Annotated in this window: 22 protein-coding genes; 13 read left to right on the forward strand and 9 right to left on the reverse strand. The window is 51.2% G+C overall.

Annotation, left to right across the window (positions count from 1 at the left end; genetic code table 11):
- The first annotated feature begins 78 nt into the window (after nucleotides 1-78).
- Nucleotides 79-2,706, forward strand: coding sequence for a type I DNA topoisomerase (gene topA, locus GQ52_RS03365; RefSeq protein ID WP_047515103.1), 2,628 nt, complete (start codon nucleotides 79-81; stop codon nucleotides 2,704-2,706).
- Between the two features lie 69 nt (nucleotides 2,707-2,775).
- Here the strand turns inward: topA and GQ52_RS03370 are convergent, their stop codons facing one another.
- A complete protein-coding gene (locus tag GQ52_RS03370) occupies nucleotides 2,776-4,005 on the reverse strand; it encodes an HD-GYP domain-containing protein (RefSeq protein WP_047515107.1) in 1,230 nt (409 codons plus the stop codon).
- A gap of 137 nt (nucleotides 4,006-4,142) precedes the next feature.
- Nucleotides 4,143-5,306, reverse strand: a complete 1,164-nt coding sequence (metK, locus tag GQ52_RS03375; protein WP_019881156.1) for a methionine adenosyltransferase — start codon at nucleotides 5,304-5,306, stop codon at nucleotides 4,143-4,145.
- Nucleotides 5,307-5,471: 165 nt separating this feature from the next.
- On the opposite strand from metK, the gene dapF reads away from it, so the two are divergent.
- From dapF to GQ52_RS03420, 9 genes are all read left to right on the forward strand, one after another.
- Nucleotides 5,472-6,302, forward strand: coding sequence for a diaminopimelate epimerase (gene dapF / locus GQ52_RS03380; protein WP_047515109.1), 831 nt, complete (start codon nucleotides 5,472-5,474; stop codon nucleotides 6,300-6,302).
- 18 nt (nucleotides 6,303-6,320) lie between these two features.
- Nucleotides 6,321-6,974 carry a DUF484 family protein gene (locus GQ52_RS03385; RefSeq protein WP_047515112.1) on the forward strand — a complete coding sequence of 218 codons (654 nt, stop codon included), beginning with the start codon at nucleotides 6,321-6,323 and terminating at the stop codon, nucleotides 6,972-6,974.
- Nucleotides 6,975-7,055: 81 nt separating this feature from the next.
- Nucleotides 7,056-7,937 carry a tyrosine recombinase XerC gene (xerC, locus tag GQ52_RS03390; RefSeq protein WP_047515118.1) on the forward strand — a complete coding sequence of 294 codons (882 nt, stop codon included), beginning with the start codon at nucleotides 7,056-7,058 and terminating at the stop codon, nucleotides 7,935-7,937.
- Between the two features lie 169 nt (nucleotides 7,938-8,106).
- On the forward strand, nucleotides 8,107-8,691 hold the full coding sequence (locus GQ52_RS03395; protein ID WP_047515121.1) for a superoxide dismutase: 585 nt from the start codon (nucleotides 8,107-8,109) through the stop codon (nucleotides 8,689-8,691).
- A 179-nt stretch (nucleotides 8,692-8,870) separates the two neighbouring features.
- On the forward strand, nucleotides 8,871-9,467 hold the full coding sequence (locus tag GQ52_RS03400; protein ID WP_052179009.1) for a TetR/AcrR family transcriptional regulator: 597 nt from the start codon (nucleotides 8,871-8,873) through the stop codon (nucleotides 9,465-9,467).
- An 84-nt stretch (nucleotides 9,468-9,551) separates the two neighbouring features.
- A complete protein-coding gene (locus tag GQ52_RS03405) occupies nucleotides 9,552-10,553 on the forward strand; it encodes an NADP-dependent oxidoreductase (protein WP_047515124.1) in 1,002 nt (333 codons plus the stop codon).
- 44 nt (nucleotides 10,554-10,597) lie between these two features.
- Complete coding sequence (locus GQ52_RS03410) at nucleotides 10,598-11,425, forward strand: oxidoreductase (protein ID WP_047515126.1); 828 nt, start codon at nucleotides 10,598-10,600, stop codon at nucleotides 11,423-11,425.
- A gap of 15 nt (nucleotides 11,426-11,440) precedes the next feature.
- Entirely contained in the window at nucleotides 11,441-11,824 is a 384-nt protein-coding gene (locus tag GQ52_RS03415; protein ID WP_047515129.1) for a hypothetical protein, read from the forward strand.
- Between the two features lie 88 nt (nucleotides 11,825-11,912).
- Nucleotides 11,913-12,365 carry a YiiD C-terminal domain-containing protein gene (locus tag GQ52_RS03420; RefSeq protein ID WP_047515132.1) on the forward strand — a complete coding sequence of 151 codons (453 nt, stop codon included), beginning with the start codon at nucleotides 11,913-11,915 and terminating at the stop codon, nucleotides 12,363-12,365.
- 13 nt (nucleotides 12,366-12,378) lie between these two features.
- Here the strand turns inward: GQ52_RS03420 and GQ52_RS03425 are convergent, their stop codons facing one another.
- Both GQ52_RS03425 and GQ52_RS03430 read right to left on the reverse strand, forming a co-directional pair.
- A complete protein-coding gene (locus tag GQ52_RS03425; RefSeq protein ID WP_047515135.1) occupies nucleotides 12,379-16,092 on the reverse strand; it encodes an EAL domain-containing protein in 3,714 nt (1,237 codons plus the stop codon).
- Nucleotides 16,093-16,297: 205 nt separating this feature from the next.
- Nucleotides 16,298-17,491 (reverse strand): CynX/NimT family MFS transporter, encoded by a 1,194-nt coding sequence (locus tag GQ52_RS03430; protein WP_235272941.1) that lies wholly within the window; start codon nucleotides 17,489-17,491, stop codon nucleotides 16,298-16,300.
- Between the two features lie 217 nt (nucleotides 17,492-17,708).
- On the opposite strand from GQ52_RS03430, the gene xth reads away from it, so the two are divergent.
- Nucleotides 17,709-18,479, forward strand: coding sequence for an exodeoxyribonuclease III (gene xth / locus GQ52_RS03435; RefSeq protein ID WP_029512298.1), 771 nt, complete (start codon nucleotides 17,709-17,711; stop codon nucleotides 18,477-18,479).
- A 2-nt stretch (nucleotides 18,480-18,481) separates the two neighbouring features.
- Here the strand turns inward: xth and GQ52_RS03440 are convergent, their stop codons facing one another.
- Genes GQ52_RS03440 through GQ52_RS03450 form a run of 3 tightly spaced genes read right to left on the reverse strand, consistent with a single transcriptional unit; the run spans nucleotide 18,482 to nucleotide 21,366 of the window.
- Nucleotides 18,482-19,432 carry a hypothetical protein gene (locus GQ52_RS03440; RefSeq protein WP_047515137.1) on the reverse strand — a complete coding sequence of 317 codons (951 nt, stop codon included), beginning with the start codon at nucleotides 19,430-19,432 and terminating at the stop codon, nucleotides 18,482-18,484.
- Nucleotides 19,433-19,454: 22 nt separating this feature from the next.
- Complete coding sequence (locus GQ52_RS03445) at nucleotides 19,455-19,877, reverse strand: DNA polymerase III subunit chi (protein ID WP_047515140.1); 423 nt, start codon at nucleotides 19,875-19,877, stop codon at nucleotides 19,455-19,457.
- 7 nt (nucleotides 19,878-19,884) lie between these two features.
- On the reverse strand, nucleotides 19,885-21,366 hold the full coding sequence (locus GQ52_RS03450) for a leucyl aminopeptidase (protein ID WP_047515143.1): 1,482 nt from the start codon (nucleotides 21,364-21,366) through the stop codon (nucleotides 19,885-19,887).
- An 88-nt stretch (nucleotides 21,367-21,454) separates the two neighbouring features.
- Here GQ52_RS03450 and lptF point away from each other — a divergent pair, with 88 nt between their 5' ends.
- Nucleotides 21,455-22,564: an LPS export ABC transporter permease LptF gene (gene lptF / locus GQ52_RS03455; protein WP_047515147.1), complete on the forward strand. Its 1,110-nt coding sequence runs from the start codon at nucleotides 21,455-21,457 to the stop codon at nucleotides 22,562-22,564.
- A complete protein-coding gene (lptG, locus tag GQ52_RS03460) occupies nucleotides 22,561-23,655 on the forward strand; it encodes an LPS export ABC transporter permease LptG (protein WP_019881140.1) in 1,095 nt (364 codons plus the stop codon). Before lptF ends, lptG begins: the two co-directional genes overlap by 4 nt.
- Nucleotides 23,656-23,664: 9 nt before the next feature.
- Here lptG and GQ52_RS03465 read toward each other — a convergent pair whose 3' ends face one another.
- Nucleotides 23,665-24,072, reverse strand: a complete 408-nt coding sequence (locus GQ52_RS03465; protein ID WP_047515150.1) for an RDD family protein — start codon at nucleotides 24,070-24,072, stop codon at nucleotides 23,665-23,667.
- A 60-nt stretch (nucleotides 24,073-24,132) separates the two neighbouring features.
- Nucleotides 24,133-24,675 (reverse strand): formaldehyde-activating enzyme, encoded by a 543-nt coding sequence (gene fae, locus GQ52_RS03470; RefSeq protein WP_019881138.1) that lies wholly within the window; start codon nucleotides 24,673-24,675, stop codon nucleotides 24,133-24,135.
- Between the last annotated feature and the right edge of the window lie 30 nt (nucleotides 24,676-24,705).

A 24,705-nucleotide genomic window follows, 5' to 3' on the forward strand; every position in this document is an offset into this window, starting at 1 on the left:
ATGACTTTCCGCACCGATATATTGTCTAGTAGTTAAAACGCTTGCTATTATCTAGCCAACTCTTACACAGACTGCTCAATGTCAAAACTGCTGATCGTTGAATCTCCCTCCAAGGCCAAAACCCTCAAAAAATATTTGGGCGGTGATTTTGAGGTCCTGGCTTCTTACGGGCATGTGCGCGACCTGATCCCTAAAAATGGCGCCGTGGACCCGACGCAGCAGTTCGCCATGAAGTACGACATCATCGACCGCAACAGCAAACACGTCGATGCCATTGCCAAAGCCGTAAAAAATGCCGACAGCATTTATCTGGCAACCGACCCAGACCGCGAAGGTGAAGCCATCTCGTGGCATATCGCCGAGATTCTGGCAGAAAAAAAGCTGATCAAAAACAAGCTGGTGAAACGCGTAGAGTTCAATGAAATTACGCAAACCGCGGTGAAACACGCCATTGACCATCCGCGTGACATTTCCATGGATCTGGTCAACGCGCAGCAAGCGCGTCGCGCGCTGGACTACCTGGTCGGCTTTAACCTGTCACCCTTGCTGTGGAAGAAAATCCGCCGTGGTTTGTCCGCGGGCCGCGTACAAAGCCCGGCACTGCGCCTGATTGTAGAACGCGAGCTGGAAATTGAAGCCTTTACCAGCCAGGAATACTGGAGCATCCATATGGGCGCGCTCAAGCACGCCCATGGCTTTGATGCCAGACTGGTGCAACTCAATGGCCAGAAAGTAGAACAATTCACAGTCACTAACCATGATCAGCAAGCGGATATTGTGGGCAAGTTATTGCTGGCCTCGGCTGGCAAAACCACGGTCACGCGGGTGGAGAAAAAACAACGCAGCCGCAGCCCGGCCGCACCTTTCACCACGTCTACCCTGCAACAGGAAGCCGTGCGCAAGCTGGGCTTTACCACCAGCCGCGCCATGCGCGTCGCGCAGCAATTATACGAGGGCATGGACGTCGGCAGCGGCACGGTCGGTTTGATTACCTATATGCGTACCGACTCATTCAGCCTGGCGGCTGAGGCCGTGATGCAGATCCGCGATTACGTGAAAAAGCACTTTGACGCAGACTACCTGCCCAAGTCGCCTATCATGTACAAAACCAAAGCCAAGAATGCGCAAGAGGCGCACGAGGCGATTCGCCCGACCGACATTACACGCACACCTGCCAGCGTGCGCCAATACTTGAACGACGAACAGTTCAAATTGTATGAAATGATCTGGAAGCGTACCCTGGCCTGCCAAATGACACAGGCCAAATATGATGCCGTGAGTGTGGACCTGGCTGTCGGCACAGACGCCAACCTGTTCCGCGCCACGGGTCAGACCCTGGTATTCCCTGGCTTTATTGCCGTCTATATGGAAGGCAAGGACGACGACAAAGAAGACGAAGACGCCGAAGCCAAGTTGCCACATCTGGAAACCGGCGAGGTATTGACGGTTGAGAGGATTTTCGGCGAACAACATTTCACCGAACCGCCACCGCGCTATTCAGAAGCCAGCCTGGTCAAAGCACTTGAAGAGTATGGCATTGGCCGCCCTTCGACTTACGCCAGCATTATCTCAACGCTGCAAGACCGCGAATATGTGGTGCTGGATAAAAAACGTTTTACGCCGACCGATGTCGGCCGCGTGGTGAATAAATTCCTCACCGAGCATTTCACCCAGTATGTCGATTACGACTTTACCGCCAAGCTGGAAAATGAGCTGGACGAAATTGCCGAAGGTAACCTGGACTGGGTGCCCGTCATGGACAAGTTCTGGCAGGGCTTTAACCAGCAGATTCAGGTCAAAGCCGATGTGGAGCGCCCAGGTAACGAACTGATCGATGAGATGTGCCCTAAATGTGGCCGTCAGTTACAGAAGCAGCTCAGCCGCTACGGTAGCTTTATTGGCTGTACCGGCTATAACGCCACACCCAAGTGCGATTACAAACGCAATCTGGATGGCGAAGCCAATATGGCCAGCGAGCCAGTGGTGATCGGGCAGGATGTCGATACGCAAAAAGACATTTACCTGATGAATGGCCCGTATGGCCCTTATTTACAGGTGGGTCAACCGGTAGAAGGCGACAAGAAAAAACCTAAACGCGTCAGCATCCCCAAAGAAATTCCGCTGAGCCAGGTCAATATCGACACCGCACATATGTTGCTGAGTTTGCCACGCGACCTGGGCCAACATCCGGAAACAGGTAAAAAGATTGTCGCCAATATCGGCCGCTTTGGGCCGTATGTGAACCACGATAGCAAGTTTAAATCGATCCCCAAAACCGAGAGCGTGTTTAGCATAGACCTCGAAGGTGCAGTGAAACTGCTGGCCGCCGCGAATGGGCCGACGCCACTGGCAGACCTGGGTGAACACCCATCAGGTGAAGGTCGTATTGAGGTGTTTTCTGGTCGCTTTGGCCCTTATGTGCAACACAACGGTATCCGCGCCACGCTGCCTAAGAGCGTCACACCAGAAGAGCTCACGGTAGAACAAGCCCTTGAGTTGCTGGTGGAAAAAGCTGCTAAAGACGGTGGCAAAACCAGCAAAAAACCGGCTGCTAAAAAACCAGCAGCGAAGAAAGTCGCAGCGCCGAAAACGGCTGCGGCAAAAACAGCCACTACAAAAACCACAGTGAAGAAAACCGCCACTAAGAAAGCCAGCACCACCAAAGCGGCCACCAGCAAGCGGACTAAAAAACCGGCAGAAGAATAAACGACGCATACTAAAAAGGAGCCATCGGCTCCTTTTTTTACGTCATCAAGCATGAACCTAATCCCGCACTCAATGATTGGTCCATAAATGATCAATGTTGCCCACGCCCCAGGTGGTGGCAGAATCGTTGCCAATAATCTCATCCATGCCTTTTGACAAATCAAGCTCTATTACCGGGATATGTATTTTCGACTTCGTTGAGAAGAATGCTTTGACGACCGGCTTGAGCAAGCTATCGGGCGTTTGCTTGACCACCACTGCCAAACGACCAGACTTCAACATGACCACGGTACCGATCGGATAAATACCCAGACTTTTGACAAAGGCTTTAAACACCTCGGTGTCAAAGTGACCACTCCAGCTCGCCATGCGTTTAAGGGCCATGCCAGGCTCCCAGGCCGGTTTATAGGCACGGGTCGAAGTCACTGCATCATAAACATCACAGATCGCCCCCATCTTGGCAAAAATAGTCATCTGATCACCACTTAAATGCTCAGGATAGCCAGAGCCATCCATTTTTTCATGGTGATGCAAACACACGTCCAGCGTCACAGCATCGGATATATTGGCTTTTACCAGCATGTCATGCCCTAACTGGGGATGTTGGCGAATGACATCAAATTCGTTATCGGTGAGCGAGCCCGGTTTATTCAAAATCTGCAACGGAATCCCGGCTTTGCCCATATCGTGCATCAATCCGGCCAACCCGGCTTGCTTCACTTCGGTTTCGGACAATTTAAGCTCTTTACCGAGCGCAGTCATCAGTGCACAGACAGCCACCGAATGCATATAGGTGTAATCATCGACTGTTTTTAAACGCACCAGGCTAATCAGTGCATGTACGTTGCGCGTGACTGAGGCCGAGATTTCCTCCACCAGCGGCATCACGGCCTCGGCCTCGATTGCCTTGCCCATGCGTAAATCTTTAAACATAGATTCAATCGCTCGGCGTGAAGAGGCAATAATCTTGGCGGCCTGCTCACGCTCAGCTTCCAGTGTGGTCGGCTTTAACTTTTCAGCACTGGCTCTCTCGGCCACAACGGGCCCATCCAGCTCCAGCATCGCCATTTCTTTATCCGTGAGCTGGCGCTCAACAACATCAGGCTCGGGCAGCACATCCAATCCCTGGCTGATATCAATCACCACCTGCTGCAAATGGCTTGCTCTTAACTTTTGCAAATCAATAGGATCATTCAGCACAAATTTGCTACGCCAAAACGGATGGTCCATCCACGGGCCTTTCAGCTCCTGGATATACATCCCCAAACGCACTTCTTTGATCGCTATTGTTTTGAACATATTGCCCTGATAACCCTACACAATGTTTACATCTTATAATTGATTATCGGAAAAAAAATGAAAAAAAAGAGGGCTAAAAGCCCTCTTCAAAATTACTTTTACATGCATGTTTTAACATGCATGATAGTCAGCTAAATTTACAAACCAGCGGCGGCGCGCAATGCGGCTGCTTTATCGGTTGCTTCCCAGCTAAACTCTGGCTCATCACGGCCAAAGTGGCCATAGGCTGCAGTTTTGGTGTAAATCGGGCGCAGCAGATCCAGCATTTTGACAATGCCTTTCGGACGCAAATCAAAATGCTCGCGTACCAGTTGGGTCAGTCGTTCATCTGAAATTTTGCCTGTGCCATAAGTTTCAACCATGATAGACGTTGGCTGAGCCACGCCAATCGCATAGCTGACCTGCACCAGGCACTTGTCAGCCAAACCGGCCGCAACAATATTTTTCGCCACGTAACGACCCGCATATGCCGCCGAACGGTCGACCTTGGAAGGATCCTTGCCTGAGAACGCACCACCACCGTGTGGCGCTGCGCCACCGTAGGTATCCACAATAATCTTGCGACCAGTCAGGCCGCAATCGCCTTGCGGGCCCCCGATGACAAAACGGCCGGTCGGGTTCACCAGGTATTTAATCTCGCCCTTAATCAACTCGGCAGGCAAAGTTGGCTTGATGATCTCTTCAATCACCGCTTCACGAATGGCCTCCAGAGACATCTCTGGCGCGTGTTGCGTGGAAACCAGCACGGTATCAATTTTGAACGGTTTGCCATCCACGTACTGAATGGTCACTTGCGACTTGGCATCCGGGCGCAACCATGGCAAACGGCCATCTTTACGCAATTGTGATTGACGCTCCATCACGCGATGGCTGAGCCAGATCGGCAATGGCATCAGTTGTGGCGTTTCATTCACGGCATAGCCAAACATCAGGCCCTGGTCACCAGCGCCCTGATCCAGCGGATCATCATTGGCGTTATCCACACCCTGGGCAATGTCTGGCGATTGTTTATCGTAAGCGACCAACACGGCACAACCTTTGTAGTCGATGCCGTAATCGGTGTTGTCGTAGCCAATGCGCTTAATCGCATCGCGCGCCACTTTAATATAGTCGACATTGGCCGTTGTCGTAATTTCCCCCGCCAATACAACCAGGCCAGTGTTCGCCAGGGTTTCAGCAGCGACGCGGGCTGTCGGGTCTTGGGCCAGAATGGCATCAAGAATACTGTCAGACACCTGATCAGCTAACTTGTCGGGATGGCCTTCGGAAACCGATTCCGAAGTAAAAAGATATTCACTCATGTTTGACGCCTTGAAAAGTAATGAAGTTAATAAACGGCACTGACTAAAGGCTGAAGCCAGCACCCAAATTGGGAACGAAGATTTTACCTGAGTTTATTTCTGGCAAGGAATAAATCTTCGCCCTAAGGATGTCTTCAACGGCATGATGGAGTATCATCTTGAGCTATGAAATTACGATTTACCAAAATGCAGGGCGCAGGCAATGATTTTGTTGTGATTGATGCCACACAAGCCCCTGTGCATCTCTCGCATGGCCAAATCCAGCACATCGCCAACCGCTTTTTCGGCGTCGGTTGCGACCAGTTACTGATGGTCGAATCAACCGACACAGCCGGGGTGGATTTCCGTTACCGCATTTTTAACGCCGATGGCGGCGAAGTGGAACAATGTGGCAATGGTGCCCGTTGTTTTGTGCGCTTCGTGGTCGAAAAAGGCCTGACCCACAAGCGAGAGATCAAGGTGGAAACCGCCAGTGGCGTGATTACGCTGATGCTGCAAGACGATGGCCAAGTGACGGTCAATATGGGGGCGCCACGCTTTATCCCGGCACAGGTTCCGTTCGAGGCGGATGCTCAAGCGAGCACTTACGAGCTGCCACTGGCACACGATACCGTGACCATCAGTGCAGTCTCCATGGGCAACCCACACGCCGTCATGCTGGTCGACAATGTGCACACCGCCGAAGTCGCCAGTCTGGGCCCGCAAATAGAATCGCACCCGCGCTTTCCGCAACGCGTGAATGCCGGGTTTATGCAGGTGCTCAACGCCCATGAAATCAACCTGCGCGTCTATGAGCGTGGCAGCGGCGAAACGCTGGCCTGCGGCACCGGTGCCTGTGCGGCGGCGGTTAGCGGCATTCAGCTTGGCACCTTGCAAAGCCCGGTAAAAGTGCATACCCGTGGCGGCATTTTAACCATTCAATGGGCGGGCGATGGCGCACCGGTCATGATGACAGGACCGGCAGAGATTGTCTTTGACGGCGAAATAGAGATTTAGAGAGACCAGAATAGCAGTATGGAAGACAGTATTAACGAAAACGATATCAAGCATTACCTCAAGGCGCATCCAGACTTTTTTGAAAGTCATGCGCACTTGCTGGCGGAGCTGTTTTTGCCTAGCCCACATGGCAAAGGTACCATCTCACTGGCTGAGCGTCAGCAAATCGCCCAGCGCGATAAAATTCGCGTGCTGGAATCACGTTTTACCGAGCTGATTCTCACCGCCGAGGAAAATGAGGCTACCGCAAATAAAGTGCATGAGCTGTCCTTGGGCTTATTGTTTGCCAAAGATGTTGCCGCATTACATACCCACCTGGTCGCGTTTCTTGCCTCACACTTTCAATTGCCCAATGCACAGCTCAAACTATGGGTCAACGAAAGCCATGCCGCAGATGATTTGTTTATAGATGCAGAAGACTCGCTGAAAAACTGGGCCAAAGACTTGAGCCAACCCTATTGTGGCACCTTGCCAACCATGGATATCGCCAGCTGGTTTACAGAATCACCAGCCTCACTGGCAGTAATTCCCATGCGCTATCAGGAAGTCACTTTTGGCCTGATGGCAATCCCCAGCGAACAACGCAGCCGCTTTTATGCCGGCATGGGCACCTTGTTCCTCAACCGGATCGGCGAACTGGTCAGCGCTTCACTGGCCAGATATATTATATGAAAGCCCCCGCTGAGGTTTCCGCCAAGAGGTATCTTCTTGCGGCAATTGTCAGCGTAGACCCGCTCACTAGAGGTAGTGTCCATGCATGAGTTGCTGGACGACTACCTCGACTTTCTGCACTTTGAGCGTGGACTCAGCGAGCATACGCGCAACAACTATCAGCGCGATATCGAGCGACTGCTAACCCAACACGCAGACAATCTTCAGACTCTCACCCCGCAAGACATTCGTCGCCAAATAGCCAGCCTCAATAGCCAAGGCATGCATGGCCGCAGCATCGCCCGCATCTTGTCCAGTTGGCGTGGTTTTTATCGCTATTTGGTATTACACAAACATTTTCCGGCCAACCCCGTCATCGGTTTGCGTGCGCCCAAAGCACCTAAAACTTTACCGCATGCGCTGTCCATTGAGCAAACCATCAAGCTGGTCGACATTGAAGGCGACGAAGCGATTACCGTGCGTGACCGTGCCATGCTGGAGCTATTTTATTCCTCAGGCCTGCGCCTGAGCGAATTGGTTGACCTCAACTTAGACAGGCTGGACTTGCCAGAAGGCCTGATCACAGTCACTGGCAAAGGCAACAAAACCCGTATAGTCCCCTTGGGCAGCAAAGCGGTCACAGCGCTCAAAGCGTGGCTGGCGATCCGGCCGCTTTGGCTCACCAAACGACCGACAGAAATGGCCGTATTCGTCAGCCAGCAAGGTCGCCGCATTCACGCACGCACCGTACAAATCCGCATCAATCACTGGGTCACTAAACAAGGGCTGCATAACCATGTGCACCCGCACATGTTGCGCCACAGTTTTGCCAGTCACGTTTTGCAAAGCAGTGGCGATTTGCGTGCCGTGCAAGAAATGCTGGGACATGCCAACATTAGCACCACACAAGTTTACACCCACCTCGACTTTCAACATTTGAGTAAAATTTATGACGCCGCCCACCCGCGTGCGCGCAAGAAATAGCGTTTTTCTACCGAATGATCACATAGCCAAGGTTTTGCAAGATGGCAAAATATGGCAAAATAACCCTACTAAATTGGTAAACCTTTGCCAGTCACGTGACTCTAATGTCACATCGTCTTAGCTTACAAAAGCAGGCTTACATTTCAACACACCTAAAAAAGGAACATCCATGGAACACGCCTTACCAGCATTGCCATTTGCAAAAAATGCATTGGCCCCACACATGTCAGAAGAAACCTTTGACTATCACTACAGCAAGCATCACCAGGCATACGTGACCAACCTCAACAACCTGATCAAAGGCACTGAGTTTGAAAATGCTGCTTTGGAAGACATCATTAAAAAGTCTTCTGCTGGCATCTACAACAACTCTGCCCAAGTCTGGAACCACACATTCTTCTGGAACTGCCTGTCTCCAAACGGTGGCGGTGAACCAAGCGGTGCATTGGAGACTGCCATTAACGCCAAGTGGGGTTCATATGAAGAGTTCAAGAAAGCCTTCCAGACTTCAGCCGTTGGTAACTTTGGCTCTGGCTGGACATGGTTGGTGAAAAAAGCGGACGGCTCTGTTGACATCGTCAACATGGGTGCTGCTGGCACCCCGCTGACCACTGGCGACACAGCACTGCTGACCATCGACGTATGGGAACACGCTTACTACATCGACCACCGCAATGCGCGTCCAAAATTTGTCGAAACATTCTTGAACCACCTGGTGAACTGGGAATTTGCAGCAAAGAATTTTGCAGCTTAATACCGCTCAACAGTAGCAAACCTGTCACGATTAAGGCCTCTAATAACTATTTTAGAGGCCTTTCTTATTGGCACCGCCGGGTAACCTTATCCTGTCCACGGTCACTCTCCTTCCCCCTTCAATAACATTTTAACCATCACCTCTTTTAAATATGACGATCATCATATAAAATGTGAGCCATGAGCAATCAGTCTGTGAAAACAAATAAGGCCACGCGCAAAGAAATGAGCCATGCGCGCATTTTAGAAACGGCGGCCAAGGCAATACGTAGAAGTGGCTATAGCGGCACCGGTGTCGCCGATATTATGAAAGAGGCTGGTCTGACGCATGGCGGGTTTTATGCGCATTTTGCCTCTAGAGATGAAATGCTGGCTGAAGCTGCAAGCTTGGCTGGTGCGGAGACGATCGCCATTGTCGAACAAGTATTCGCTAAAACGCCACAAGAGCAACGCTTGTGGGCATTAATGAATGCTTATTTATCTAATGAACACATTGCAAATATAGACATGGGATGTTCTTTCGCAGCACTGGGTTCTGAAATGCATAGACAAGCGCCTGAAGTTAAGGCCGCCTCTACTCAACGAATGAAGGAAATGATCAACTTAATCGAAGGTCAATTACCTAATTCTAGTCACTTCAATGCCCATGCTGAAGCACTTCTGATGGTATCCACGATGGTTGGTACCCTCATGCTGGCGCGTGCGGTTGATGATGCTGAACTAGCTGAGGCCTTTCGACAAGCGGCACTTCAACACTATGCGCCGCAACATATTTGAAATAGTGACATCAGGGTTTTTTTGGCTAAAAATATGACGATCATCATATTTATTAAAAAAGAATCATCATAAAAGGACAGCACGATGAGAGCACTTATCCTGAAACGCTACGGCAAATCTAATCAGCTGGCATTTGCTGACATTGCAAAGCCCAACATACGACCTGACGAAATACTGGTTCAGGTGCATGCGGTAGGCTTAAACCCGATTGACTATATGATTCCCAAAGGGACGTTCAAGCCGATACTTAAATTCAAGCTACCTGCGGTGATGGGCAGCGACCTGGCTGGCGTTGTGGTAGAGGTTGGGAGCCGTGTGACACGCTTTAAAACGGGTGATGCGGTCTATGCCAGCATTTTTGATTTAGGCACTGGATCCCTCGCTGAATATGCTGTTGTTCCTGAAAGCGCTGCAGCCATCAAACCAGAAAAGCTAAATTTCATCCAGGCTGCCTCAATCCCCATGGTGGGGCTCACTGCCTGGCAAGCACTTAAAGAGCGCGCGCATATTCAGCCCGGGCAGCAGGTATTCATACCGGCCGGTTCCGGCGGGATCGGCACATTCGCGATCCAGCTAGCCAAATACTTGGGTGCCAAAGTGGCAACGACGACAAGTACAAACAATGTGGCATTAGTGCGACATCTGGGCGCGGATGAAGTCATCGATTACAAAAAGCAGGCCTTCGAAAAATTACTACGTGGTTACGATGTGGTGTTAGGGACAGTGAGAGGCGATGGCATTGAAAGGTCACTGCAAATTCTCAAACCCGACAGCCGGGTGATCTCGTTAATTGGCCCGCCAGACGCGGCTTTTGCCAGCAAAAGGGGCATGGGGATTTTAATGAAACTGATCTTTGGTTTAATCAGCCACAAAATCATCAGGCTTGCTAAAAAACGAGACATTGAATACAGCTTTATGTTCGTGCACCCAGATGGCCAGCAACTGTCTGAAATCGGAAAATTGCTTGATGCGGGGCATATTCAGCCCGTGGTGGACCAAGTCTTTTCGTTCGACAAAACCATAGAGGCTCTCGCTTATTTAGAGGCAGGTCGAGCCAAGGGAAAAGTAGTTGTCAGTTTGATTTAAAGCCAGTGTTGACCCATTTTTAGTATCAATCAAGGAGATATAACATGAAAAGTAAAGTTGCGATTGTGACAGGCGCTTCATCGGGAATCGGCGCCGCGACGGCGGAGATGCTGGCTAACGCGGGTTATAAAGTATACGGGACCAGCCGCAAAGGGGCGCAGGCTAACCAGCGCGCTTACAAAATGATTGCCTTAGACGTGAATAGTGAGGCCTCTATACACGCGGCCTTGAAGGAAGTGATGCAGACTGAAGGCCGTATTGATCTGGTGGTGAATAACGCCGGGTTTGGTGTCACAGCGGGCGGTGCTGAAGAGAGTTCGGTAGAGCAGGCGAAAAGTATTTTTGAAACTAATTTTTTTGGCGTTGTACGTGTGATACGAGCCGTTGTCCCTTATATGCGGCAACAAGGGCAAGGACGCATCATCAATATAGGCTCTATTCTTGGTTTAATCCCAGCACCATACATGGCGACTTATGCGGCGAGCAAACACGCGATTGAAGGCTACTCAGAATCGCTAGACCATGAACTGCGCACCAGGGGAATCCGCGTATCAGTGATTGAACCTGCTTACACTAAAACCAATTTTGAAGCGAATGCCCCAGAAGTCGACACCAAGATTGAAGCGTATGACGTTGCCCGGAAAGCACTGGCGAAGATCTTAAAATCGGCAGTAGAAAACGGGGATGATCCCAAAGTCGTTGCCAAAGTGGTATTGAAAGCAGCCAATGCCAAGCATCCTAAAATACGATACACGGCGGGGAAATTAGCTTGCCGATTAAGCTTTTTACGGAGATTTGCACCTGCAGCATTGGTTGATAAAGGGATTCGTCAAGAAATGAAGTTGGACATACTCGACAAAATAGCTGACTAAAGACAGGCCTTGATCATGCATTTATCTTTCCACTCTCTTGCACTATTCACGGCTGCTTTATTTTTGCTACTCGCCATCATATGGATGCTTGCCCCCACCAGGCTTTTGGCCGCGTGGGGAGTCGGCTCTTCAGATACTGTGGGGCTGGTCAGCAGAAGAGCGGCGGCACTCTATGCGGGTATCGCCTTGATGTTTTTTCTGGCGAGGCATGCAGCGCCATCCGCCACCCGCGATGCCCTTGTCTATGGGCTCATAGCTACGTGCATGATACTGGCTTTATTGGGGATTGATGAGTTTGCAAAAGGCAGGGCAAACAAGGGGATTCTGACTGCAGTTTTGATTGAGGTCGCGTTATGCCTGTTGTTTTTACTGCCTATGTCATTGAGCGACCTCGTATAACCTCTCAGCATCACGTCCAGACATATCACTTACCTTGGAATAGATTTACTATCGGCAGATCTATTTAGACATGTATAAGGAAGGCTGAATGACCATACTTGAAGCGACATTTGAACAGAAACTGTTTGAGCTGATCCCGCAAACCCGGAATCTGGGTATCCATATCACACACATCGGGGATAGCGAACTGCAAGTAAGTGGCTCGTATGCACTCAATAAAAACCATCTGGACATTGTATTTGGTGGCAGCATTGCCGCCATTTCGATTACGACCGCCTGGTCATTGCTGCAACACAAAATACAGCAAGCCGGACTGACGGGCAGCCTGGTAATCAAGCAGCAGGAAATCAAGTTCTTGCTGCCAGTACATAGCGATTTCGAGTGTGTTGCCACTTTGCAATCGGTGGAGGACTGGCCGTTATTTCTAGAGAGTTATCGCCAGCGCGGGCGAGCAAAACTGATCATCAATGCGCACATTGTGTGCGAATCCAGAATCACGTCAACGTTTCAGGGGGTGTTTGTTTTATACCAGCCGAGCTGAGATCGCGCCAAGTTTAACTCGCCTGTAAAACAGCTTGATGCTTGGCAGACAGTGGCGGCTGGGCAACCCAGGCTTCAAACGCATCCAAGGCCAAAGGCCTGGTGAAATAATAGCCCTGGAAAATTTCACAACCCAGGTCCTTAAGCACATTGAGTTGTGCTTCAGTTTCGACGCCTTCGGCCAGGATTTCCAACTGCAAGCTTTGCGCCAGCGAAATGATGGCATTAACGATGCTTTCATGGTCGTGGCCGTTGAGCATATCGCGTACAAAAGACTGGTCAATCTTCAATTGGTCAAACGGCAAGCGCTTCAGGTAAGACAACGAAGAATACCCCGTGCCAAAATCATCCAGCGAGAAACAGACACCGATTTGCTTGAGGGCAGCCATTTTGGCAATGATGTCCTCGACATTATCCACCAGCATGCTTTCTGTCAGCTCCAGTTTGAGATTGCCGGGGTCTATGCCTGTTTCAGTGAGCATATGCTGAACTTCTGTCACAAAGTCTGGCTGCAAATATTGCTTGGGGCTGACATTGACCGACAGCACCAGGTGACGTAATTGTGGATAGCCGGCCCAACGCTGCAACATGCCACAGGCTTCCTGCAACACCCAGCGGCCTAGCTCTACAATCTGGCCGGTATTTTCTGCCAGGCTGATAAATTGCCCGGGCATAATGACACCGTGGTCAGGGTGTTCCCAGCGCACCAGCGCTTCAGCACCGACAATATCGTGTTTCTGATTGTATTGCGGCTGAAAATGCAGAATGAATTCCTGCTTCTCTATCGCTGTGTGCAAATCGGCCTCCAGCGCGGCGCGTTGACGCAGTTCGGTTTCCATTTGGGTATCAAAAAACTGATAGCCATTGCGTCCGGCTTCTTTGGCTTTATACATGGCCATGTCTGCACGACGCAGCAGCTCTTCCGTTTGGCTCATGTGTTCCGGGTCAAACAGCACCACACCGATGCTGGGCGTGGTGTAATGCTGGTAATGCCTGAGGTTAAACGGTTTTTTAAAGGCGGCCACAATCTTTTCACACACACGCCTGGCCTGCTTCTCTGCCTGCAAGGCATCATGATGCAAACTATCCAGCACAACTACAAATTCATCTCCGCCCAGGCGGCTCACGGTATCCAGGCGTCGTACCGACTGTCTGATGCGTTTGGCCACTTCGACCAGCAAGGCATCGCCAACATCGTGGCCGTGCGTATCATTGAGCGTTTTAAAGTTGTCGATATCGATAAACAACAAAGCGCCGCCCGTTTCCTTGCGCATAGCTTTGCGCACATGCGAAGCCAGTTTTTCCTGTAACAGCATGCGGTTGGGCAAGCCGGTCATGGTGTCGTAATAAGCTAACTGGCGGATTTGCGCATCGGCCTGTTTGCGCTCGGTAACATCCCTGAGCACCGCCACCCAATGCGTGACCAGGCCACCTTTATCCAGTAACGGCAGCGCATCCATTTCAAGTGAGATACCGACGCCGTCCTGATTTACGGTCACTACCTCGGTTTTGACCGGGCGCATGTGCTGAAAGGCGTCTTTGATCCGCTCCAGTTCACGCCCTGGCGTCGCCTCCTGAAACAACTCAAAGGGGGAAATGCCGCCTAGAAAATCCACTGAGCGGCCGGTAATGCGGATAAATGCCTCATTTAAAAAAACGATTTTTTGCTGCATGGGCGCATGCAGCGGCGATTCGGTAATCATCACAATGTCATTGAGCCTGGAGACCCCATTTCGCAATAAATGTAGCTGCTCGTCTGACTGCTCACGTTCAATCGCCAGCCCGAGAATCTGGGCGTAGCTGTCGATAAAGTCCAACTCAGCCACTGGTGGGCTATGTCGCTGCTGGCGATACATGGCCAACACGCCCAGCACACGGCGGCTGCGCGACAAAATAGGCATGGTCCAACAGGCGCGCAACCCATGGGTAATCGCCAGTTCGCAGCATTGCTGCCATAACGGGTGTGTGCTGATGTCTTCGGCAATTACGCGACCTTCTGTGAGCGCCGCAATGCCGCAAGCCCCTAATTCGATCCCATCAATGGCTTTTGCATACGCGGCCGGCAGCCTGGCAGAAGCCGTGTGGCGCAAATGCTGGCCTTCTTTGTCCAGCAACAGCATCGCACAACTGACATCCGCAAACTGCTGTTCAATTAACAATACAGCCGCATGCAAAATATCTGGCAACGCCACATCGGCCAGCATCATGGCCTGAATTCTGTCCTGCCCCTGTTTGATGGCAGCGAGTTGTTTGTGCGCGGTGATGTCCTGCAGTGAGCCTTGCAGTTTGACAATTTTACCTTCGCTGTCGCGCACCGGCCGCCCCATGGCGCGCACCCAAAAGCGACGACCATTGGCAGTGATCTTTTCCATCTCCAGGTCATAAGGCACGCCTTCATCGACACACTGTCGAATCGCGCTACACATCAGCGCCTGGTATTCAGGCACAAACATGCTCAAGCCCTCCTCAACCGTCGGCGAGTAACCTGGCGGCATTTCATGCAAAATGGCCACCTCGTCTGACCAATGAATCAGGTTGGTTTTAAGGTCTATCACCCAGCCACCGATTTTCGCCACACTACCAGCCACTTTGAGCAGATACTCAGCCTGGGTACGGCGATCAATTTCATTTTGCAGTGCCTGGGTACGCAGAACCACCTGTCGCCTGATCTGCAAGTTCCACAAAAAAGTGACGCCTAATACCAGTAACAGGATGGCTACACCGCGCGTGAGCCAGAGCATATAGGGACGCTTCACCAACACATCCCCCTGATAGATAAAGCCTTTCAGATTGTATTGCGCAGGAATCAGCCCCAGCTCGGCAAACGTGCTGGCAATCGCATCCCAACGGTCTTCATTCATATGCCCCCAGGGGACCACTTCTGATAACACATACGGCACCATTAAACTGGCTTCCTGCATCAGCGTTTGCTTGGTGATGCCTCGTTTTGACACCCCGGGCAATCTGGCAATTTGCGCGACCATCGCCTCTTTGTGATTGAATGCGTATGCCCAGCCTTTTTTTGTAGCACGCAAAAAAGCTTCTACGCGCTCGGGATGCATAGCCAGCTCACGCTCGGTCGTGAATAAAATATCACCGTAAAAATCCACCCCATAGCCCTGATTGCTAATGATGGCGGGCGAGTATCCCATCTGTTGCAATTGCACTGGCTCATCCATGGCATAGGCTGAAATCACATCAACCTTGCCCTCAATGAGGTCTTGCAAATGCCAGCTATGCGGCAAAATAGTCATCTGCCTGATATCAATATTTTGTTTGAGCAGCATGGCTTTAAACTGCAAACCACCTTGATCGCCTGACATCATGATACGTTTACCGATCAAGTCTTCAGGTTGGTAGATGCCGCTTTCATTCAAGCTGAGCAGCACATAAGGGGAATGCTGAAAAACGGCGGCCAGCGCGACCAGAGGTTTACCAGAAATACGGGAAACCAGGATTTCGGAATCACCAATCGAGTAGTCTGCCTGGCCAGACAAGACTTGCTTTAAAGGCGGCTTATCCTTGCTGCCCTCAATAATCTCGACATCCAGGCCTTCATCACGGTAATAGCCTTGTTGCTGGGCAGCGTAATACCCTGCAAACTGAAACTGGTGACGCCACTTGAGTTGTAGCTTGATATGCTCGGATGCAACGGCAACAGTAGCAAGCGCCAGGCACAACCATGCCAGCAGACATTTGCATAATGTAAGAGTAAATCCGCGCTTCATGAATATCCGAACAACGTGAAAGAAACATGAGATTGGCCGAAGGCAGCCAATCTTATCCAACTATGTTTATACCGTACGACGGGCCGATCACATTAAGCAAACAGACAACAATTTATAGCTGTATCAATCGAATTGACAACTATGTTATTTCAGCCCCAGCAAAGGCCCATGCTAAAGCATGATGGCGTGATGAAGATAAGTGGTCTCACGCGTGACCGGGCTTGAGGGTAAATGAAAGCAATAGCATCACACACGACACCAGGCATAGCAACAGAAAACCACTATCGAAGTGACCACTCACATCACGCATATACCCAACAATAAAAGGGCCACAGGCAGCGATCAAATAACCAACCGTTAATACGAACGCATTCCAGCGGTTGGCCGCATCCGGACTATGCGTGTGATCCAGCGGCAAGGTCATGGCCAGCGTAAATGCCCCGCCGAGGCCAAACGCGGTCAAAGGCACCCAAAGCCACGGCCAAGCACCAGGCGTAGCCATGCCTGCCAGCCCAATGGTAGATAGCAGCGAGCATCCCGCAAGCCAGCCACGCCTGTCAAGTTGGCGGCTATACATGCCAACCACCGGGCTAGCCAGCATGAAGCAGAAGGTGAAGCTGGCCAACACGGCACCCGCCTCCGCGGCAGGCATGCCAGCCTCCTGGTACCTGGCTGCCGTCCAGGTGAGGATGGCGTAAAACAGGAAATTAACGCAGGCAAAAAACAACGCAATCATCCAGGCAACAGGGGTGCGCAAAGGCAAGCGGGGAGCGACGGCCTCTATAGCTAATGGCTCACTTACCTGCCGCGTCGTGACGGATTTTCGAATCACGAGCCACCAGGCAACGATGGCAATGGCCGCGAATGCCGCCCAAACCCCGGTTGCCAGGCGCCAGCCTGCAAACTGCAATATCCAGCCAGTCAACCCAGCCGACAAGGTACTACCCAATGACAAAGCAGTCGCATAAATGCCCATGATTAACGCCGCTCGCGTGGCAAAGCTGGCTTTGACGATGCCCGCAAACATGGCGCCTGCCACCGCAATACCGGCACCTACCCCGACCGTGGCACTCAATAGCAAGGCACTGCCACAAGAGTAAGCGCGCACTAACATTGAAATACTCAGCACACTCAAAGCCACCATCAACACTTTATTAACGCCAAACCGGCGCACCAGCCACGGTGTAGGTAAAGCCAACGCCCCCATTAATAGATCAGGAATCGCCGTCATCATCGAGGCCACTGCATGGCTCAATTGAAATGTCTCTATGATGGCAGGCAAGGCAGGCCCCATGGAAACAATTCCCGGCCGCAGGCTTATCGCCACTAGCACAATAGCCACCACCAGCCACCACTCACTTTTGGAGAAACCTGCGCGGTTCCCTTTGCTGCTGTTCATTTTTTGCTCCCGCTATCAAATCATGCAAACGTCACTGTAACGGGGAGTACGTGATTGAAAAATACGCCATTTGTCTGATATATGGCAGATCACGCAATCAACATGGTCATCAGCCACGGTGTGGTGATTGACGGCATGGCCAAAAGAGTCGTGTAAAATGCGTGTGAACCTCAGGCGCATACAGCGCCTTTCGCCAAATCATTTATGGAGAATATTGTTGAAACTGGCTACCTGGAACGTCAACTCACTGACTGTACGCTTGCCACATGTGCTGGACTGGCTGGCCGCCAACCAGCCGGATGTATTGTGCCTGCAGGAAACCAAGCAGGAGGACAGCAAGTTTCCTTATGCCGCCTTGCAAGAAGCCGGGTTTAACGCGGTCCATAATGGTCAGAAAACCTACAATGGCGTGGCGATTATCAGCCCGCATCCACTCAACGATGTGCACCTTGACCTGCCAAATTTTGCCGATGAGCAAAAGCGCATTATTGCTGCCACGATACAAGGTGTGCGTGTGATTTGCGCGTATGTGGTCAATGGCCAGGCGCTGGATTCAGATAAATATCAATACAAGCTCAACTGGCTGGCCGCCTTGCAGAACTGGGTCACGGATGAGTTAAAGCAACACGAAAAACTCGCCTTGTTGGGGGATTACAATATTGCACCGGATGATAGAGATTGCCATGACCCAGTTGCCTGGGAAGGGCAAGTGCTGGTGAGCCAGCCAGAACGGGACGCGTTTCAGCAGTTATTAGCACTGGGATTACACGATAGCTTTCGCCTGTTTAACGACGAAGCCGGGCAATTTAGCTGGTGGGATTACCGGATGGCCGCCTTCCGCCGCAACATGGGCATGCGCATAGACCATATTCTGGTCAGTGATGCCTTACAAGCCCTGTGCCAGAGCTGTGTGATAGACAAGGCACCCCGTAAACTGGAGCGCCCCAGTGATCACACACCAGTTATGCTGACGCTGACCAACGCATAGCTTTAAATCGTGGGCATCACAAACTTGATGCCCTGTAATACTTCCAGAATACGTGATTTGAGGCGTTTGTTCATGTCTGCCTCCATTTCCTGCAGTTGTGTCGCCACTGCCGTTGCGACCAGTGCAGCCACTTTTTCCTGCAGGACTGGCTCTGATGCAGCAAGCTCAGCTTGCATACCTTGTTTAAACTCAGCCATTTGGGCTGCATTCAACTCGGTAAACGCCTCTTGCAGCGACTGCTTGTAGTCTGCAACCAGCGTGGTGGCAGCCGATGCCTGGCTATCAGACAAGGTTTGTTTATTCGTTTCTTGCAATTGTTGCAAATGCTCGACCAGGCCTTGTTCGAGTTGTTCACGCAAGGATTGCAAACGACTCTCCATTTGCGCCTGCTGCGCATCTACCAGCGGGGACAGCGTCTCACCCAACCATTGCTGACTGGCTTTATCCACGGTGTCACGCACGGTTTGTTCGGTGGCCGCCAGCAATTGCTGCTGGGTTTGCCCTAACTGCGACAGCTTTTCCTCGACCGCTTGCAATTGTTGTTGGAGATTGCTTTCCAGCGTGGCCTGAAACGATTGCTCACTCGACTGTATCTGCGTTTGCTGCGTTTCGGTCAATCGCGTCACTTGCTCTTCAAATGCCTGCAACTGCTGCTTGCTGACATTGCCCATCGCCTCACGGAAGGCCTGCTCTATAGCCTGAATACTATCCCCGACCTGCGACTGCGCCTTCGCCAGCACCTCTTGTTGCAGCGTGTTGGCATAATAGGCAAGAGACTGCTGCCCGGCGGCAAAGGTATCAGGACTCTTCTCGGCCAGTTGTGCCGTCACCAGTTGAGTGATTTCCGGCAACAACACCTGTTTAAGCTGCGCAACCAATTCATCCATCTCGATAGCCGGTGCCGCCGTTTTCTGAACGACTTTGGTTAATACCGGAATTTCTGAAATATCCACACCATCCCCTTTGCAAGGCTTGTTATTGCGTTTGCTTATTCATGTGCTGAATCTCGTAACCACGGTCACGATAAAATGCCCAACGTTGCCGCCCGGTAATTTTGTCAGCCTCTTCGCTACTGATCAACTCGAACACATGCCGAAAGCGACTGAAAAATTTAGGCAGCTCTGCCTGGCAATTGAACAGTAAATCATCCTGACGAATCTGCTCCGGCTGCCAGGCCAATTGCACCGGCGTCAGCGCGGCATTCTCGGCATCAGCCAATGCATTTGGCAAAAAGCTGTCCGCCCCATGCTGCCACAGCTGATCACCCAGCCTTTGTGCCTGTTCACGGTCTGGCACATAAATGGTCACACGACGTTGTCGTGACAATGCCTGACTCACCAGATGCTGTATCAACGCTGGCGGGTCAGTGACATCAGTGTAAAAACGGATTTTGGTCATGACGCGCTTATTTGGCGGCTTGTTCCAGCAAATAAGTCACTAGCAATGGCACTGGACGGCCCGTGCCCCCTTTTTCCTTGCCAGATTTCCAGGCCGTGCCTGCGATATCCAGGTGCGCCCAGTCATATTTCTTGGCAAAGCGTGACAAGAAGCAAGCGGCAGTAATACTGCCCCCAGCACGACCACCGATGTTGGCGATATCGGCAAAATTGCTGTCCAGCTGACCTTGGTAATCGTCCCATAATGGCATTTGCCAGGCGCGGTCATTTGCTTGCTCGCCAGCAGCCAGCAAGGCTTTGGCTAAGGCATCATTATTGGCAAACAAACCACTGACATGGTGCCCCAACGCAATGACGCAAGCACCGGTCAACGTAGCAATATCAATCACTGCCGCTGGCTCAAAACGCTCGGCGTAAGTCAGCGCGTCACACAAAATCAAACGGCCTTCTGCATCGGTATTCAGCACTTCAATGGTCTGGCCAGACATACTGGTTAATACATCCCCTGGCTTAGTCGCCCGGCCACTCGGCATGTTTTCACAAGTCGGAATCAAGCCCACCACATTCAGTGGCAACTTCAATTCGCCCAAGGCTTTAAACACACCCAGCACAGAAGCGGCACCGCACATGTCATACTTCATTTCATCCATGTCAGCACCCGGCTTCAGTGAAATGCCACCGGTATCAAACGTAATGCCTTTGCCCACCAGCACTACTGGTTTTTGCGATTTCTTGCCATGCAGATGCTGCAACACAATAAAGCGTGGCGGCTCTTCACTGCCTCGGGTCACGCCCAGGAAAGAACCCATATTGAGCTTTTCAATCGCGGCCTGATCCAGCACCTCTACTTTAAAGCCATATTCTTTGGCCAGTTTCTCAGCCTGCTTGCCCAGATAGCTCGGCGTGCAGATATTCGGCGGCAAATTGCCCAGGTCTTTGGCCAATGCCACGCCTTGTCCCAAACTATGCCCCTGGCTGACACCCGCTTCGACGGACGCCTGATCAGCTTTTTCCGCCAGTACGATCACGTGTTTAAGCGGATGCGGCTCAACAGACTTTTCTTTCACCGCATTTACTTTATAAGTGGCATCCAACACAACTTCGGCCAAAGCAGCCGCTTTTTGCTGCACCGTGATTTTCTTGATACTCAGGCTAGCAAAATCTGTCGCCACACTCTCGACGCCAGCAGGCAATGCTTTCACGGCTGCACGGAAGCTGTTACGCAAGCCTTTCAGACTCGCATCGTCCGCCTTACCCAAGCCGACCAGCATGACTCTCGGTGCCTCCACGCCAGAAAGCTGACGCAATAACAGGGTGCTACCGGTTTTACCTTCCATATCGCCGGATTTCAGTGCGGTTGCAATGGCCTTTTCGCTCACGGCATCCAGCGCTTTAGCCAAATCCGTCAGTTTTCGACCTTCATAAATGCCGACCAGCAAACAATCCGTACGCAATTTTTCCGGGGCAGCGCTTTTTATGCTAAATTCCATCTTTATCCTTTGTGATTCCATGCAATTTGCCTGAGTGATGGTTGTATTATCTAGTGTTTTATGCTGATTTCAAAGCGGTGCATTTAAATTGAAAATATTCAAACGTGCATTGTCCGCAGAGCTGATGTCCTCAGCGTCTGCCATTTTCCTGATTATCCTGGGTATTGTCGTGGCGCAACGCGCCGGTAACATCGTGCGCCAAGTTTCCAGGGGCATTTTACCCAATGATGCCATCGGCACTATCCTGACCTTTAGCCTGGTGCAATTTATGCCCATGATGCTGTCGCTCGCCATTTTCTTGGCCGCACTGCTGACCCTGACACGTTGGCACCGTGACTCTGAAATGGTGATCTGGATGAATGCCGGGCTGAGTTTGCGCCAATGGGTACTGCCAATTTTACGTTTCATTGCCCCCCTGGTGCTGATCATCAGCGCGTTTAGCCTGGTGATTGTCCCCTGGGCCAACGATAAAGCAGATAGCTATCGTGCACAGCTAAAAAAACGGGACGAGTTATCTTCGATCAGTCCAGGCAGCTTCAAAGAGTCCAACAATGGCGAACGCATCTATTTTATCGAGAGCTTCGATAAGCTGGGCTATGAAGTCAAAAACATCTTTGTACAATCCAAGCAAAATGGCAAGACCGGCATTATCACGGCCAATAGTGGCAGTCGCTATAAGGCGCCCAATGGTGATAATTTCTTACGCATGGAGCACGGCAGGCGTTACGAAATTACGCCCAACACGCTAGAAGTAATGACTACCGAGTTTGAGCGCTACGACATCCGTGTAGAAACCAAGGAAACCGCACCGTCATCCAGCACAGCGCAAACCAGGTCCACCCAATCGCTGATTAGCGGTGCAACCGCGGCGGACCATGCAGAACTGCACTGGCGGCTGGCGATGCCCATTTCAACCATTGTCATGGTATTGCTGGCTATCCCGCTCAGCTTTGTCGATCCACGCGCCGGGCGCTCGCTGAATATCATGTTTGCCATCCTGATATTCATTATCTACAACAATATGCTGAGTATCTTCCAGGCCTGGATCACCCAGGGGAAAATCTCCGTCCTCATCGGTTTGTGGCCTGTGCACTTTAGCTTCGCCCTGCTTGGCTGGTATCTCTACTATCGCCGCAAGCACCTCAAGCCATTAATTCCTGACTGGTTTAAACGTCGGGCCAAACGCGCAACAACATGACGCTGACTATCCTCAATCGTTACTTCTGGAAAGAAATCAGCTTCAACATCATGCTGGTGTTGCTGGGTTTGCTCGCCATGTTCTCTTTCTTTGACCTGTTGCAAGAGCTGGATAGCCTTGGCCGTGGGCACTACGGCATTAACAGCATGCTGATTTATGTCGGCCTGAGCATCCCAGGGCACATTTATGAAGTCGCGCCCGTGGCTGTGCTCTTAGGGATAGTCTATACCCTGGGTGCCATGGCCTCGAGTTCAGAACTGATCGTGATGCGTACCAGTGGCATTTCTTTGCAAATGATTGCCAAAATGCTCTTAAGCATTGGGCTGGTATTTGCACTCATCACTTTTTTGATTGGTGAAATCATTGCGCCAATCAGCGAAAAAATGGCGCAACGCATCCGTATCCAGGCCACCGACTCAGTGGTGGCGCAGGATTTCCAGTCCGGTTTATGGATCAAGGATGGCAGCAGTTTTGTCAATGTTGCCACGGTCATGCCTGACACCAGCCTGGTGGATATTCGTATTTATGATTTTGACGCACAATTCCGTTTGCGTAATATCAGCCACGCCGACAAAGGCTACTTTGAAGATGATCACTGGGTGCTGTCGAATGTGACACAAACCAAAATGCACACCAGCAAGTCGGCACAGAACAACTCCGTCACCTCGCAGTTTTTCAAGCAGACGAAATGGGAGTCGCTGATCCGGCCAGAGTTACTCAATGTACTACTCGTGCTGCCAGAGAAAATGTCGGCCTGGAATCTGTACAGCTTTATCCAATACCTGCATCAAAACGGGCAACGTAGCACCCGTTACCAGGTTGCACTTTGGTCCAAACTGGTGTATCCATTGGCCTGCCTGGTCATGGTCGTGCTGGCACTGCCATTTGGCTTTTTGCAGCAGCGGGCTGGCGGCATCAGCGCCAAAATCTTTGCCGGCATATTCCTGGGTGTGGTCTATCAGATCATGAACCGCGTGTTTGTGCATCTTGGCGTACTTAACGACTGGTCACCACTGGTCAGCGCCATCAGTCCCACGCTGCTCTTTTTAGCGGCCGGGCTCGGCATGCTTTATTATGTTGAGCGACGATAATACCAAGGCCTAAACTGGCGGCACTACAATAATACGTGAGCCTAACAGGCGATCATGCAAAAACTGTTGTTCACGGTCCAGCAACGCCCACCACAAGGTCAACCCGGCAGGTAATAGCAACACGCCGGCCAACACATAACGCATCACCGCTTGCTGCACATCGAGCAACTGCCCGTGCTGATCAACCACCTTTAACTTCCAGGTCTGGCTAGCCAGGGTTTGTCCGGTCACCACCCAGCAACGCACAAAATAAGCCCCCATCACCAACCACAGCAAGGCCCGCAAGCCCAGCCTTTTCCAGCCGTGACTGGCGTCTCCCAGCAACATGACATAGGCGGCTGTCAGTGCCAGCGCTAACGCCAACAGCAATAGCGCTTCATATACCACCGCCAGATACCGTTTAATTAAATGCTTCATTGTTTTAAGTCCACATAACAAAAACCCCGCAATTGCGGGGTTAGGCAGAAAAAAGCAGGATTACTTTTGATCCCAGCTGTCTTCCCACATACAGTGTCTGATTTTGTGACGGTTAGCAATCAGTTCATCAATGCTAGGCTCGTCGTTCAAAGCACGTTTCAATGCCAGCTTGATCGCTTCGTAGTTGTTTTTGTAGAGGTCAGCCTTGTCCAGGTTCGCTTCTTTGGCACAGCCCGGATCCACCCACAGCAATGCCACGATGCACAGATCATTCACCAGCTCTTTAGGGATAATACCCTCGATCACGGCATCGGTAATGCCATCAGCTACACCAGCTTGCACCACACCACCGAACAACTCAATGTTCAATGCGTCTTTCAAAGTTACTTTTGGCACCATCATGGTCGCTGGACGCACCATCTGGTTGATATCACGCACAGCGAACATGGCCGTGTGACCTTTGGTCTGCGCCATCATGTTGGCAAATGCAGCGCCCACTGGGCCATCGACAGAACCGATCAAGATTTCCGGCATGGCGGCAGTAACGTCTTTGCCTTCAGAAAACACGGTCGCTTCACCGGCTTTAAATACGATTTTTGACATGAGAATTCCTTTTATGTCTGCAAGTTGGAG

The sequence above is a fragment of the Methylophilus sp. Q8 genome (genome assembly GCF_000800115.1).
In the GTDB taxonomy this organism is placed as follows: Bacteria; Pseudomonadota; Gammaproteobacteria; order Burkholderiales; family Methylophilaceae; genus Methylophilus.